General features: G+C 66.7%; 12 protein-coding genes. 5 read left to right on the forward strand and 7 right to left on the reverse strand.

The genetic code is table 11. The features are described from left to right. Positions 1-29: 29 nt before the first annotated feature. Entirely contained in the window at positions 30-950 is a 921-nt protein-coding gene (locus JANGC3_RS0104420; RefSeq protein WP_017875275.1) for a LysR family transcriptional regulator, read from the reverse strand. 123 nt (positions 951-1,073) lie between these two features. On the opposite strand from JANGC3_RS0104420, the gene JANGC3_RS0104425 reads away from it, so the two are divergent. Continuing rightward, entirely contained in the window at positions 1,074-1,781 is a 708-nt protein-coding gene (locus tag JANGC3_RS0104425; protein WP_017875276.1) for a histidine phosphatase family protein, read from the forward strand. A gap of 7 nt (positions 1,782-1,788) precedes the next feature. Here JANGC3_RS0104425 and JANGC3_RS28355 read toward each other — a convergent pair whose 3' ends face one another. The 3 genes from JANGC3_RS28355 to nirK are packed head-to-tail and all read right to left on the reverse strand — an operon-like array spanning position 1,789 to position 4,798. After that, the gene (locus tag JANGC3_RS28355; protein ID WP_085945287.1) at positions 1,789-2,508 is read right to left on the reverse strand and encodes an SCO family protein; all 720 of its coding nucleotides are present in this window, start codon (positions 2,506-2,508) and stop codon (positions 1,789-1,791) included. Continuing rightward, complete coding sequence (locus tag JANGC3_RS0104435; protein ID WP_017875278.1) at positions 2,505-3,293, reverse strand: formylglycine-generating enzyme family protein; 789 nt, start codon at positions 3,291-3,293, stop codon at positions 2,505-2,507. The genes JANGC3_RS28355 and JANGC3_RS0104435 overlap by 4 nt, the downstream gene beginning before the upstream one ends. Before the next feature lie 14 nt (positions 3,294-3,307). Further along, complete coding sequence (gene nirK, locus JANGC3_RS0104440; RefSeq protein ID WP_017875279.1) at positions 3,308-4,798, reverse strand: copper-containing nitrite reductase; 1,491 nt, start codon at positions 4,796-4,798, stop codon at positions 3,308-3,310. Between the two features lie 320 nt (positions 4,799-5,118). Here nirK and JANGC3_RS28360 point away from each other — a divergent pair, with 320 nt between their 5' ends. After that, positions 5,119-8,892 carry a response regulator gene (locus JANGC3_RS28360; RefSeq protein ID WP_017875280.1) on the forward strand — a complete coding sequence of 1,258 codons (3,774 nt, stop codon included), beginning with the start codon at positions 5,119-5,121 and terminating at the stop codon, positions 8,890-8,892. A 107-nt stretch (positions 8,893-8,999) separates the two neighbouring features. Here the strand turns inward: JANGC3_RS28360 and JANGC3_RS0104450 are convergent, their stop codons facing one another. The 3 genes from JANGC3_RS0104450 to JANGC3_RS0104460 are packed head-to-tail and all read right to left on the reverse strand — an operon-like array spanning position 9,000 to position 11,951. After that, positions 9,000-9,707, reverse strand: coding sequence for an anaerobic ribonucleoside-triphosphate reductase activating protein (locus tag JANGC3_RS0104450; protein WP_017875281.1), 708 nt, complete (start codon positions 9,705-9,707; stop codon positions 9,000-9,002). Between the two features lies 1 nt (position 9,708). Beyond that, a complete protein-coding gene (gene nrdD, locus JANGC3_RS0104455) occupies positions 9,709-9,903 on the reverse strand; it encodes an anaerobic ribonucleoside-triphosphate reductase (protein WP_017875282.1) in 195 nt (64 codons plus the stop codon). Continuing rightward, on the reverse strand, positions 9,900-11,951 hold the full coding sequence (locus JANGC3_RS0104460; protein ID WP_051068218.1) for a ribonucleoside triphosphate reductase: 2,052 nt from the start codon (positions 11,949-11,951) through the stop codon (positions 9,900-9,902). Before JANGC3_RS0104460 ends, nrdD begins: the two co-directional genes overlap by 4 nt. 230 nt (positions 11,952-12,181) lie before the next feature. Between JANGC3_RS0104460 and JANGC3_RS33505 the strand changes: the two genes are divergently transcribed. From JANGC3_RS33505 to JANGC3_RS0104470, 3 genes are all read left to right on the forward strand, one after another. Beyond that, positions 12,182-12,331 carry a hypothetical protein gene (locus JANGC3_RS33505; RefSeq protein WP_232429653.1) on the forward strand — a complete coding sequence of 50 codons (150 nt, stop codon included), beginning with the start codon at positions 12,182-12,184 and terminating at the stop codon, positions 12,329-12,331. Between the two features lie 106 nt (positions 12,332-12,437). Further along, the gene (locus JANGC3_RS0104465; protein ID WP_157406444.1) at positions 12,438-12,872 is read left to right on the forward strand and encodes a hypothetical protein; all 435 of its coding nucleotides are present in this window, start codon (positions 12,438-12,440) and stop codon (positions 12,870-12,872) included. 77 nt (positions 12,873-12,949) lie between these two features. Then, positions 12,950-14,053 (forward strand): hypothetical protein, encoded by a 1,104-nt coding sequence (locus tag JANGC3_RS0104470; RefSeq protein WP_157406445.1) that lies wholly within the window; start codon positions 12,950-12,952, stop codon positions 14,051-14,053. Positions 14,054-14,131 lie beyond the last annotated feature (78 nt).

Consider the following 14,131-nt stretch of genomic DNA (forward strand, 5'->3'; position numbering starts at 1 on the left):
AAACCCCGGGGCTAGGCCCTTGGTGTGGCTTATGTCAAGGCCGGCCCCAGCCCTTGCATGGCCGCCAGCACCTGCTCCCTGAGCCAAATATTGGCGGGATCGTGCTCGACGTTGGCATGCCAGTACAGGTGGTTGTCGATCGCCGGCATCGGCAAGGGGAACGCCAGGATCTGGTTGCCGAATTGCTGGTTGACGACGCGCGCGTAGCGCTCCGGCATCGCCAGCACCAGGTCGGTCTGGCTGACCACGCGGCAGGCGGCGAAGTAATGCTGGCAGCGCAGGCGCACGCGGCGCTGTAGCCCCAGGCGGCTGAGCTCGAAATCCTCGAAGCCCGGCCCGCGCCGGCGCGAACTGACTAATATATGTTCCTGTTGCAGATACGTGTACAGGTCGAGCCCGGCGCCGACCCGCGGGTGCTCTTGGCGCGCCAGCACCACGGTGTTGTCGGTGCCGATGCGGCTGTGCCGGATGTCGCCCGACAGCGGCACCAGCACGTCGATGGCGGCGTCGAGGGTGCCGGCGGCCAGTTCGCTTTCGAGCGCGCCCCGTTCGCTTTGCAGCACCGCCAGGTCGACCTGCGGCGCGTTGGCGGCCAGGCGCGCCATCAGCGGCGGCAGCAGGCTCGGCTCCAGCACCGGCCGCAGCGCCAGCGTGAACTGGCGCTTGGCGCTGGCCGGGTCGAAGCGGTCGAGGCCGGTCAAGGTCAGCTCGAAGCCGCGCAGCGACTGCCGCACCGGCTCGATGATGCTGCGCGCCAGCGGCGTCGGCACCATCGTCTTGTCGCGCCGCACGAACAGCGGATCGCCGAACAGCTCGCGCAGCCGCCCCAGCGCGTGGCTGATGGCCGGCTGGGTCAGGTTCATCTTCTGGCTGGCGCGGGTAATGCTACCCTCGTCGTAAATCGCCTCGAAGACAATGAAGAGGTTCAGGTCGACTCTGGATATATGCACGAGATTGATATTAGTGGATAAATACTATTCATTTGATGAATTGTACCCGCGTGCGCTAAGCTTTGTACAAATGGGCGCCGCGCGGCGCCTCCTCTCCAGTACCTAGACGAAAGCATACCCGCCATGGGACAAATTTACCTGGTACGGCACGGCCAAGCCTCCTTCGGCAGCGCCGATTATGACCAGCTCTCGACGTTGGGCGTCGAACAGGCGCGCCTGCTGGGGCAGTGGTTCGCCAACTCGCGCCAGGTGTTCCACCGCGTCGTTACCGGCGCCATGAAGCGGCACCGGCAGACCGCCGACGCCTGCCTGGCGCAATTGCCGAAGGCGCTGCTGACCGAGACCGACTGGCAGACCGACGCCGGCTTCGACGAGTTCGACCACCAGCAGGTGCTGGTGCGGCACCACCCGGACTTCGCCGATCCGGCCGGCTACCAGCCCTTCCTGGCGCGGCAGGGCGACGGCGAGCGCGTCTTTCGCGGCATTTTCGAGGCGGCGATGGCGCGCTGGATGGGCGGCGCCCACGACGCCGACTACAGCGAATCGTGGCCGGCGTTCCGCGCCCGCTGCGTTGGCGCGCTGACGCGGTTGGCGGAAAGCGCCGCGCCGTCGCAGACCATTGTCGTGTTCACCTCGGGCGGCACCATCGCGACCCTGTGCCATCACCTGCTGGGCCTGCCGGACGACGGCCTGTTCGAGCTGACCAGTTCGCTGGCCAACTGCTCGGTGACCAAGCTGCAGTACCAACCGGGCAAGGTCGGCCTGAGCTACCTGAACAACTTCGCGCATTTGGAGTGGCTGGGGGAGGCCGACGCCGTCACTTACCGCTAGGCGCGGGTTAGCCGGCTTTGGCGTTGCCCGCGGCCCGGATGGTTTGCCGCAGCAGCTTCTGGAACGCGGGATCGACCGCGCCCAGCTTTTTGGTGCGCCCGACAATGCGCCCCTCGCCGTCCAGCAACAGCAGCACCGTGGTGTGGTTGTATTCGCCGTCGGCCAGCTGGCGGTACTGAATGTCGAGCGCGGCGGCGATCTGCCGCACGTTGCCGGCGTCGGTGCGCGCCAGCGTCCAATGTCCCGGCGCCAGGCCGCGCTGCCGCGCCACCGCCTTCAGCGCCTTGACGTCGTCGCGCGCCGGATCAAACGTAATGAGCAGCACCGACACCTTGGCCCGTTCCTCGGCCGTCAGCGTCTGCTCGGTGGCGCGCAGCGTGTCGATCAACATCGGACAGACGAATTTGCACGAGTTGTAGAACATGCTTACCAACATGGGTTGGCCGCGCCGCTGTTCCAGCTTGAACGAGCGGCCGTCCTGGTCGACCAGCGCTCCCTTCAAGTGGTAAAGCGAGGCGCCCGGCACGGCCGCCGGCTTGGCGTCGGCGGCGGACTCGGTCGCGTCGTCCTGCGCCATATGCGCCCTATGCGCCGCATGGTCGGCATGCGCGGCGGCGGCGGCGTCGGTCTGCGCCGAGGCCGGCGCCGAGCATCCCAGCGCGGCCAGCATCAGCAGCGGCAGTAGCGGCAGGGTGGGCCGTCGGCGCGTCGTCATCGTAGCGTTCATGGTAGTTCCTTGATAAGGTTGCGGGCGCAACGAAAGCCCAGGTTGTTGGTGGTGTCGGCGCCGTTGAGCGCCGATAGCAGCGCGATGCGCATCAAAATCGCGTAGTTGTCGCGGTCCTGCAGGCTGATGGCGCCGGCGCCGCAAAATTGCAACTGCTCCGGGTCGCCCTGGTTGCGGCTGTCGGCGGCGACCAGCAGGGCGTTGAAGTCGTCCACCCATTCCCAGATCAGGCCGTGCATGTCGCGCACGCCGTAAAAATTGGCGGCGCCGCCCACGCCCGGCCGCGCCACGCTGGACGACTGCGCATACCAGGCCAGAATCGTCGCGCGCCAGGCCGGGTTGCCGCGCGCGTCGGCGTTGTTGGCGTCGGCGGCGGCGACATACTCCCACTCGTACCAGCTTGGCAAGCGCGCGCCCTCGCTGGCGCAAAACGCCTGCGCGGCGAACCAGCTGACGCTGGTGACGGCTTGCCGCGCCGCGGCGGGCGCGGTGTCCAGGGCATGCAGGTAACTAGCGTCGGCGAAGATCGCCGGCGCCCGGCCGCGCTGCCATTCGGGGTGTCGCGCGGTGAAGGCGATGAATTCGCCGGTGCTGACCGGCGCGGCGCGCAGCGCGAACGCCGCCACGTCGACCGGGGCGTTGGCGTTGCCGCCGCCGGACAGCACGCTGGCGAAGCGGCCGGCGGCCACCGCCACATAGTCGCCGCCGGTCGCCGCCAACGCCGGCGCGGCCGGCGCCAGCAGGGTGGCGGCGAGCGCCGCCGCGCATATCGCGTAGAGGGTCACGGCATACTCCCGGCTCAGTGTTCAGCGGTCGATTTCGGGCCGCCCTTGGCGCGGATCGCCTTCACTTCCTCGGTCGAGACCTTGCCGCCCTTGTTGTCCCAGCTGTTCAGCACGTAGGTGATGATATTGGCCACGGCGTCGTCGTTCAGCTGGTTCATCGGCGGCATGACCGAGTCGTACTCCTTGCCGTTGACGCTGACCTTGCCGGACAGGCCGTGCAGCACCAGGCTGGCGGCGCGCTTCGGATCGGCGTTCAGATAGTCCGACTTGGCCAGCGGCGGGAACACGCCCGCCATGCCGGCGCCGTTCGACTGGTGGCACACCGAGCAGGTGCCGTTGAACAGCGACTTGCCCGCGGCCATCTGGTCTTGCAGGGTCAGCTTGCCGCTGGCGGCGTTGGCGGTGGCGGTGGTGATCGACTTCATGTCCGGCGCGGCGCGGTCGCCCAGGTACACCGAATCGACTTCCTTGCCGGAATAGATGGCCTTGTCCTCCTTGCCTTCCACTTTCATGATGGCCAGCGCGCCCTTGTTAAAGGCGCGGAAAATCGAATGGTCGACGATCACATAACTGCCCGGCACGCGGGTGCGGTACTCGACGACGGCCGCGCCGCCGGCCGGAATCAGCGTGGTCTGGACGTTTTTCTGGAAGTTGCTGCCGCCCTCGTAGCGCACCTTGTCGAAGATGGCGCCGATGACGTGGAAGCTCGACACCAGGTTCGGGCCGCCGTTGCCGACGAACAGGCGCACCGATTCGTTGACTTTGGCCTTTAGGGCCTTGTCGCCGGTGAGCGCGCCCTCGGCGCCGTTGAACAGCACGTAACTAGGCCGTTCGTCGATGGCTTTGGCCATGTCGAAACCCTGCAGGCCTTTTTCGCGGTATCTGCCCTCGGTGTAGAAATCGCCCTGCATCACATAATATTCGTGGTCGACCTTCGCCAGGCCCCCCGGCGGCTCGACCAGGATCAGGCCGTACATGCCGTTGGCGATGTGCATGCCGACCGGCGCGGTGGCGCAGTGGTAGACGTAGATGCCCTCGTTGAGCGCCTTGAAGGTGAACTGCGACTGGTGGCCCGGCGCGGTGAAACTGGACGCCGCGCCGCCGCCAGGGCCGGTAACGCCGTGCAGGTCGATATTGTGCGGCATCTTGCTGCTGGGGTGGTTCTTCAGGTGGAACTCGACCGTGTCGCCCTGGCGCACGCGGATGAAGCTGCCCGGCACCGTGCCGCCGAAGGTCCAGAAGGTATAGCCGACGCCTTCGGAAATCGGCATCTCCTTCTCGATGACTTCGAGTTCGACAACGACCTTGGCCGGATACTTGCGCGTGATCGGCGGCGGTACCATTGGCGGGCTGGTGAGTATCGCCTGGATCGGCATGCCCTGCGGCGGGCCGAAGTCGCCGCCGGTCCCGGCCTTGGCGGACACGGCGGCGGCGCCGGCGCTGGCGCCGAGCAGCATGGTGCAAGCCGCAAACAGCGCGGCGATGGATTTGGGTAACAGTGTCATAAATGCCCCTGGTGGTGAAAAAAACCGCTGCGAACGCCGCCGGCGCAGTGCTGGTGGCCGCCCCGCGCGGGTTGCTCGGATGGCGTTTTGCCAAACCGACCGTCGTGTTATCAGATTATGTTGTTTGTTGGAAACGCACCATTCGCCTACCGGCTTGCCGGCCCACGCAGGGTAGCTAGGTGCTTAGGCAGAAAGGAGTAGCGGGCGCGGCGGGGCGGCGCAAGGCGGCGCTTGCGGGGACGGTTGAACTGTCAGCCATCTTGCCGCAGAAACAGATACACTACGGGCTATTAAGACAGTTGACCATTTTAGGGACTATTTTGCGAGTTCGTTTTCAGCACCGGCTTCCGACGATACGCAAAAAACTGGCGGTCGTGGTACTGGTGTGCGCGTTGCCGGCGGCGGTGGGATTCGCGCTGCTCACCCATCATTTTTATGGGCGGGAATGGGCCCAAATACAGGCCGGCTCGCTGATCACCGCCCGCGCGCTGGTGCAAGCGGTCGACCGCGACTTGAACGCCGGCATCAGCGTGGCGTTCGCGCTCGCCGGTTCGCCCAGCCTCGACGCCAACGACCTGGGCGCCTTTTACGCGCAAGCCCGGGGCGCCTTGCGCCCGCAATTCCCCGGTTTCAACGTGGTGCTCAGCGACCGCGATGCACTGCAACTGCTCAACACCGTGCGCCCGTTCGGCGAGACCATGTCCGACCCCGGCAGCCTCGAACGCATCCGCCGCGTGTTCCAGACCGGCAAACCGGTCATTTCCGACCTGTTCATCGGCGCCGCCCTGCGCCGGCCCCTGGTCGCCGTGCACGTGCCGGTGGTGCGCAACGGCGCGGTGGTGTATTGCCTGTCGATCGCTCTGGTGCCGGAACGCCTGGGACAGGCGATCTCCGAGCAGCGCCTTGCCGCCAACCGCGTCGTCGCCATTCTCGACAGCCGCGGGGTGATCGTGGCGCGCACGCACGACCCGCAGAAGTTCGTCGGCAAAAAAGCCGCGCCCGCGCTGCTGGAGCGCTTGCGCCACGCCGGCGAGGACACCATCGAAGCGACCACGCTGGAAGGCATTCCGGTGTACTCGATGTTCAGCCGCTCGCCGACATCGGGCTGGACCGTCGTCGTCGGCGTGCCGCGCAGCGCCGTGCTGACGGGCATGCTGGCGTCGCTGGAGTGGATCGGCTGGACGGTGCTGTTGTTGTTCGCGGCCGGCTTCGGCATGGCCTGGTTCCTCGGCGGAAAAATCAGCCGCTCGGTGCGCGCGCTGTCGACCTCGGCCGCGGCGCTGGGGTCCGGCCGCCCGCTGAGCATTGAAAACTCGGTGTTCCTGGAGGCGGACCAGGCGGCGGCGACCTTGCTCAACGTCGAGGCGGAATTGCTGCGCCACCGCAACCACCTGGAAAGCCAGATCGCCGAGCGCACCTTGCAACTGAAGGAGGCCAACGAGCAAATGCAGGCGGCGCGCGACACCGCCGAGGACAGCAACCGCAAGCTGCTCGACTCCGAACGCGAGGCAACCGACAACGAATTGCGCATACGCACGGTCGTTGAAAACGTCGGCGAAGGCATCATCACGCTTGACGAACATGGCGACATCGAGTCGTTCAACCGCGCCGCGTCGCGCATTTTCGGCTACGCGGCGCAGGAAATCATCGGCGCCAACATCCAGCGCCTGATGCCGCCGGCGATGCGCGCCATGCACCGGGACGGCATGGCGCGCTATCTGGCCGGCGGCGCGCCGCGGGTGGTCGGGCGCGAGCGCGTCGAGTTGCCGGGCTTGCACAAGGACGGCAGCACCTTCCTGCTGGAGCTGGCCGTCAACGCCATTGAAATCCAGGGGCGCGGCCTGTTCGTCGGCATCGTGCGCGACGTTACCGAGAAAAAGCGCGCCGAACAGGACGTGCGGGTCGCCATGGAACAGGCGCAACTGGCCAACAGCGCCAAGAGCGCTTTCGTGGCGCACATGAGCCACGAGCTGCGCACGCCGATGAACGCGGTGCTGGGCATGGCGCACCTGATGGGGACGACGCGGCTGTCGATGGAACAGCGGCGCTACCTCGACATGATCCGCAGCTCCGGCAATTCGCTGCTGGTGATACTCAACGACATCCTCGACTTCTCTAAAATCGAAGCGGGCAAGGTGGAACTGTCGCCGGCGCCATTCCAGTTGAGCGAGGTGCTGCACGAGGTGGCGGCGATCATGAGCGTGAGCGCCGGCGACAGGGACCTGGAATTGGCCATCGGCGTGCAGCCGGACGTGCCCGACGCCCTGGTGGGCGACGCCATGCGCCTGCAACAAGTGCTGGTCAACCTGACCGGCAACGCCGTCAAATTCACCCACGAGGGCGAAGTGTCGGTGCTGGTGGAACTGGCCGGGCAGGGCGACGGCGGCGCCACGCTGCGCTTCATCGTGCGCGACACCGGCATCGGCATCAGCGCCGAGCAACAGGAACGCCTGTTCTCGCCCTTCACGCAGGCGGACTCGTCGACCACGCGCCGCTATGGCGGCACCGGGCTGGGCCTGACGATCTCGAAGGGCTTGATCGACTTGTTGCAGGGCACCGTCGCCTTGCGCAGCGCGCCGGGCGAGGGCAGCGAATTTTGCGTCACGCTGCCGTTTGCGCTGGCCGCCGGCGGGGTCGCGCGCGCGCCGTCGTCCGACCTGGGGCGCCTGCGCGTGCTGGTGGTGGACGACAACCCGACCAGCCGCGCCTATCTGGGCATGACCATCCGGGCGTGGAATTGGGACGTCGACAGCGTGGCATCGGGGCCGCAGGCGCTCGACAGCATCCGCCGGCTGCAAGCGGACGGCGCCGGCTACGACGTCGTGCTGGTCGACTGGCGCATGCCGGGCATGGACGGCGCGGCCACGATGCAGGCGATCCGCACACTGCTGCCGTCGTCGGCGATGCCGGTGGTGATCATGGCGAGCGCCTTCGGCCGCGGCAAACTGCTGCAGGAGCAGGCGACGGACGACCCGTTCGTGCTGCTGACCAAGCCCGTCACGGCCTCGAGCCTGTTCGACACCGTGCACGAAGCGCTAACGCAGCGCGGCGGCACGGCGACCGAGCGCAGGCCGACGCCGCTGATGGACAGGCGCATGGCCGCGCGCCTGCTGCTGGTGGAGGACAATCCGATCAACCAAATGGTGGCGAAAGGCATTTTGGAGCACGCCGGCGCCACCGTCGACGTCGCCGACAACGGCCAGATCGCGCTGGAGCTGTTGCGCGCCAACGGGGCGGCCTACGACCTGGTGCTGATGGACGTGCAGATGCCGGTCATGGACGGCTTCAGCGCGACCCGGCTGATCCGCCAGGAACTGCGGCTGAGCGTGCCGATACTGGCGATGACGGCCGGCGTCCTGGAATACGAGCGCGAGCAGTGCATCGCGGCGGGCATGAACGATTTTATCGGCAAGCCGATCGACGTCGAACAATTGCTCGACACGATACTGCGGCATTTGCCGGACAGTTCGCCCGAGGCGCCGCCGGCGCCGATGCGCGCCGGCGTGGAACGCAGCGGCGTGTTCAACGTCGCGACGCTGCTGTCGGTATCGGAGGGCAAGCCCACGCACCTGCGCGACACCGCCGATTTGGTGCGCCGGGTTACCGACAACGGCGCCGACCGGCTGGCGCAAGTGCGCCAGGCGTGGAACGCCGGGCGGAGCGAGGACGCCGTTCGCCTGCTGCACACCATGCGCGGCGTGATCGGCACGCTGGGCGCGCAACGATTCGTGCACGTGGCCCTGGCGCTGGAGGAGGCGTTAAGCGATGGCCATGCCGAACCGGCCGCGCTGGCCGCGCTGCTGTTCAGCGTCGAGCAGGAATTCGCCGCGACGCTGAGCGCGGCGCGCGCCTGGTTGAACGAACAAGGGGTTGAAGGGCAGGCGTATGCCGCCGTGACGGCGGACGAGGCGCAACTGCAACGCTTCCGCCGCCTGTTGGCCGAGCGCGACCTGGCCGCGTGCGAGCTGTACGCGGGACTGCGGCTGGCGCTGCACGTCCGCCTGGACGCGGTGGACGCCGCCGCCCTCGACCGCGCCATGGACAGCCTCGACTTCCAGGACGCGGCAAAGCGCGTCAGCGGCATTTCCGGGTGAATGGGCATTGGTAGGCCGGGGTAGCGCAACGCGTAACCCGACTGGCGCCGGCGGCGGCCCGGCGTCGGATGGGGCGTTGCGCCGATCCGACCTGCGGAAATACGCGACTAGCCGTTGCGGCGCAGCGTAAAGCGGGTGAACCGCGCGCCGATGCGCGCCAGCGCGGCCTGGCTCGGATAGCCCGCCGTCGCCACCGCGTTCAAGGCGCCGTCGCCGCAGCCCTGCGGCCGGAAAATCTGCAAGGCGTAATTGTCGACGCCCATGCCGGCCAGGGTATCGGCCAGCTCCAGCACCTCCGCCTCGGCCAGCAAGCTTGGATGAATCGTCGTGCGGCACTCGTACTCGACGCCACTGGCGATGACCGCCTCGGCGCAGGCGCGCGCCTGCGCGCCGCTGTCGGCCACGCCGGTAATGCGGGCGTAGCGGTCAAACGGCGCCTTGATATCAAAGCCCACCCAATCGACCAGCGGCAGCACCGCCGCCAACCGTTTTGGGTAAACGCAGGCCGTGTGCAAGCCAATCTTGAAGCCCAGCGCCTTCACCTCGGCGATAGCGTCGGGCAGCGCCGGGTCCATGGTCGGCTCGCCGCCGCTGAACACCACGGCGTCGACCAGGCCGACGCGGCGCGCCAGCTTGGCCAGCAGCGCCGACCAATGCAGCGCGCCCCGCGGCGGGCGCGCCTGCAAATGCGGGTTGTGGCAGTAAGCGCAGCGCCACGGGCACCCCTGCACGAAGACCACCGCGGCCAACTGGCCGGGATAGTCCGTTGCGGTGAACGCGGTCACGCCGCCCACCTTCAGCAAGCGCGCGCCCATGCTAGCTGATCATGCCCGAACATTGCTCATCGAAGTAGGTGCGCTCGTGGAACTCGCCCTTCTTGCCGATGTTGAACGACGACAGCGGCCGGTGATACCCCATGACGCGGGTCCAGATTTCGCACGGCTGGCGCTCGGAATCGGCGAGGGTGACGCTTTGCGGCGCGATAAAAACGGGATGGCTCGGGTTGGTCATGCTGTTTCCTTCTTGGTGGTTAAGGTTGGCGACGCGGCTTCGCGCCGCTTGCGGGCGATGATTTCCTCATCGCATTTCGGACAAAACTCGTGCTTGCCGCCCAGGTAGCCGTGGCGCGGGCAAATCGAAAACGTCGGCGTGACCGTGATGTAGGGCAGGCGGAAGCGGCTCAGCGCGCGCTTGACCAGCGTGCGGCAGGCGTCGGCGCTCGACAGCGGCTCGGTCATGTATAAATGCAGCACGGTGCCGCCGGTGTACTTGCGCTGCAAATCGTCCTGGCGCTCCAGCGCCTCGAACGGGTCGTCGGTGAAGCCGACCGGCAACTGCGACGAGTTGGTGTAGTACGGCATGTCCTTGGTGCCCGCCTGCAGGATGCCCGGATAGCGCTTGCGGTCCTCCTTGGCAAAACGATAGGTGGTGCCCTCGGCCGGCGTCGCCTCCAGGTTGTACATGTGGCCGGTTTCATCCTGGAACGCCAGCATGCGCGCGCGCACATGGTCGAGCAGGCGGATCGCCAGCGCGTGGCCGAACTCGCTGGTGATGTCGTGCGCGTCGTCGGTGAAGTTGCGCACCATTTCGTTGACGCCGTTCACGCCCAAGGTCGAAAAATGGTTGCGCAGCGTGCCGAGGTAGCGCTTGGTGTACGGGAACAGGCCGTCGTCCATGTGGCGCTGGATCACCTTGCGCTTGATCTCCAGGCTGGTCTTGCCCAGGTCCAGCAGCACGTCCAGGCGCGCCAGCAGCGCCGCCTCGTCGCCCTGGCACAGGTGGCCCAGGCGGGCGCAGTTGATCGTCACCACGCCGAGCGAGCCGGTTTGCTCGGCCGAGCCGAACAGGCCGTTGCCGCGCTTGAGCAATTCGCGCAGGTCCAGTTGCAGGCGGCAGCACATCGAGCGGATCATGTTCGGCTTCAGCTCCGAGTTGATGAAGTTCTGGAAGTAGGGCAGGCCGTAGCGCGCCGTCATCTCGAACAGCAGGTCGGCGTTGGCGCTGTGCCAGTCGAAATCCTCGGTGATGTTGTAGGTCGGAATGGGGAAGGTGAACACGCGGCCCTTGGCGTCGCCGGCCATCATGATCTCGATATAGGCGCGGTTGATCATGTCCATCTCCGGGCGCAGGTCGCCGTAGGTGAACGGCATCTCGACGCCGCCGATCAGCGGCACCTGCTCGCGCAAATCCTCCGGGCAGACCCAGTCGAAGGTCAGGTTGGTGAACGGCGTCTGCGTGCCCCAGCGCGACGGCACGTTGAGGTTGTAGATCAGTTCCTGGATGTACTGCTTGACGTCGGCGTAGCACAGGTTGTCCTTGCGGATGTAGGGCGCCATGTAGGTGTCGAAGGAACTGAAGGCCTGCGCGCCGGCCCACTCGTTTTGCAGCGTGCCGAGGAAATTGACGATCTGCCCGATGGCGCTCGACATATGCTTCGGCGGGCTCGACTCGATCTTGCCGGGCACGCCGTTCAAACCCTCGTGCAGCAAGGTGCGCAGCGACCAGCCGGCGCAATAGCCCGACAGCATGTCGAGGTCGTGGATGTGCAGGTCGGCGTTGCGGTGGGCGGCGCCGACTTCCGGCGGATAGACGTGGTTCAGCCAGTAATTGGCGATGACCTTGCCCGAGACGTTGAGGATCAGCCCGCCCAGCGAATAACCCTGGTTGGCGTTGGCGTTGACGCGCCAGTCGAGCTGGTTCAGGTATTCGTTCATCGACGATTCGACGTCGATCTGGCTCTGGCGCTCGCGCCGCAGCGCGTGGTGCTGCTCGCGGTAGAGGATGAAGGCGCGCAGCGTCTGGCGGTAGCCGGCGTCGTACAGCACGGCTTCGACCGCGTCCTGGATCTGCTCGATCTGCGCGGTGTCGCGGCCGTGGGCGGCGACATGTTGCAACAGCACGCTGGCGCCTAGGCAAACCGCTTCGTGGATGTTGTACTCGCCGCTGGCCAGGCCGGCGCGCAGCAGCGCCGACTCGATTTTGCCGGCGTCGAAAGGCTGCAAGCTGCCGTCGCGCTTGATGATGCTGCTGAGAGTTGAAATTGCTGCTGTGGCTGACATTGTGGCTCCGTATGAACACAAGATGTGGTGTTGGGAAGCAGAATAGCCACTAGATGTAGTGTGGTCAACGAAAGCGCAGCTTGTTTTTAAAATCCTTGACTTGGGTTAATTTGACGCGCCGCTCGCGCGAATGTGGATGTTGGGAGGTTTGCTTATCTCGCAATAAGTGGTCTGCCGCCTGAGTCCCATGATGACATCAAAAAGAACCATGGAATTGTTTCGAGGAAAACTTGAGAACCACGATAATTGTTTTGGAAAAAGGCGAACATGTCAGCAGCGACCGCTTTGGGGATAGCTTCGTGCTTTCGCCGGCAGGGCCGGCGGGCCGGACAAGCGGCAAGCGCCTCGATTTGTTGGCTGTTTACTTCCGTAAGTATTGATGTGAATCTACAGTGGCCTAGGAGAGCCATGATTTACTGCGATGTTGCCCGAGACCGCCGTGCTGGAGCGGCGCCAAATTCGCAAAGCCGCCACGGGAGATAAAACATGCCCACCTGCACACTACCCCTCTGCCTTGGCCTGCTGGCGCTCACCGGCTGCGCGGGGGTGGAAGTGCTCTCCATCCCCGACGCGGCGGCCGACGCCAGGGCCACCGGCTTCCGCTACTACGACACCTCGCCATTCCTGCTGGTCTATACCGACACCAGAGGCGGCGTAAAGTCCGAGCTGCTCTACCTGCCGGACACGAGCAAGAAGCGCTCGATCCGGCCGTACAACTACGCGGCTTCCAACGACAGCACTTTCCGCTTCGACAACGGTCGGCTGGTCGAGGCGAAGGCGGTCGTCAACGAGGCGGCCATTCCCGTCGGCGTGCTGGCGGCGCTGGAGAAGGCGGCGCTGGCCGGCGGCATGGCGGCCGGCCCCGGCAAGCAGATCCCGGCGCCGTATTTGTTTCGTATCGTCAAAAGGAACGGCAACTAGGCGCTGGCCGGCGGCCAGGCGCTCGACCTCGACGGCCGGCCCGCCGTCATTCGCTATTTGCCGGAGTAGGGCGGGCCATGCGATTGCCCCTGCGCTCCGCGCTCGCCGCCGCCTTCGCCGCGCTCTGCCTGCCGGGCTGCGTGTCGGTGATCGGTAGCCAGAGGGCCACGCCGGATAGCGCCGGCATCCACTACTTCCTGCCGCAGCCTTTCATTTTGGTCACGCCGAACCTGGACGGCACGCTCTCGGTCGAGAAGGTGTATCTGCCCGACCCCGACAACGAGTATGTAATTTCGGCCAAGTCGGTGCTGGGCAACTATACGCTGGCGGTGGAGCGCAACGAGAAGGGCTTTCTCGACACCGTGTCGTTCAACGGTGACGGCAGCGGCATCGGCAAGCAACTGGTGCAGACGGCGGCGAGCGCGCGCGCCGCCGGGGCCGACGCCGCCGCCGCGCGGGCCAAGGCGGAGGCCGCCGCCGAGAAGGCCGCCGCCGAGCGCGAGCGCGCCGCGCTGGCCGGCGCCGACAAGCTGCGGCGGGACGCGCAGCTCGATGTCGACATCGCGCAGCGCAAGCTGGCGCTGTTGCTGGAATTGCGCGGCCAGCCGGGCGCGCCGTCGAGTATCGCCACGCAGATTTTCACGGCCAGGCTGGCGTTGGCGGAGATGCTGGTGCGGCTGGACGCGGCCGCGTGGGCGCGCACGGCCGTGGCGCACGGGCTGGCGGCGGCGCACGGGCCGGCCGCTCATGCGCCGCGCACGGCGCCGGAGCCGGTCTTTTTTCGCGTCGACATGAGCGCGGACTCGGTCGCGCTGCGCCAGGCGTTCGCGCAGTCGGACCGGGCGACGTGGACGGCGCCGAGGGCCGATCCGGCGCAGGCGGCGCTGGAGCTGATGCCGGCCGCGCAGGTGGTGCGCCCGCTGGCCAGGACCGCCGCGCTGACGGCCACCGTGAAGGCGAACCGCTTGCTGCGCGAGGCGGCGTTCTTGCAGATGACGCCGGCCGTGCCGGGCCTGGCGCCGCTGTTTTCGCTGCGGCCCGACCGGGTGTCGGTCGACGTCGAACTGCCGAAGGGAATACCGGCGGGCGACTACGAATTGGCCGGCAGCTTTGTGCCGGTCGCCGGGGAGGAGCCGACGGAAGCGCTCAGGCGCACTTTTGTGGTGCGTGTTGAGCTATAAAGTGATAATTTTTCCGGTGCGTCGCGGCGTTGCCGTCGCCGTGGACGGGCAGGGGGCAATCGCTGCGCGTATACCAAT

Origin of the sequence: Janthinobacterium sp. CG3, from assembly GCF_000344615.1 — a bacterium.
In the GTDB taxonomy this organism is placed as follows: Bacteria; Pseudomonadota; Gammaproteobacteria; order Burkholderiales; family Burkholderiaceae_D; genus Janthinobacterium.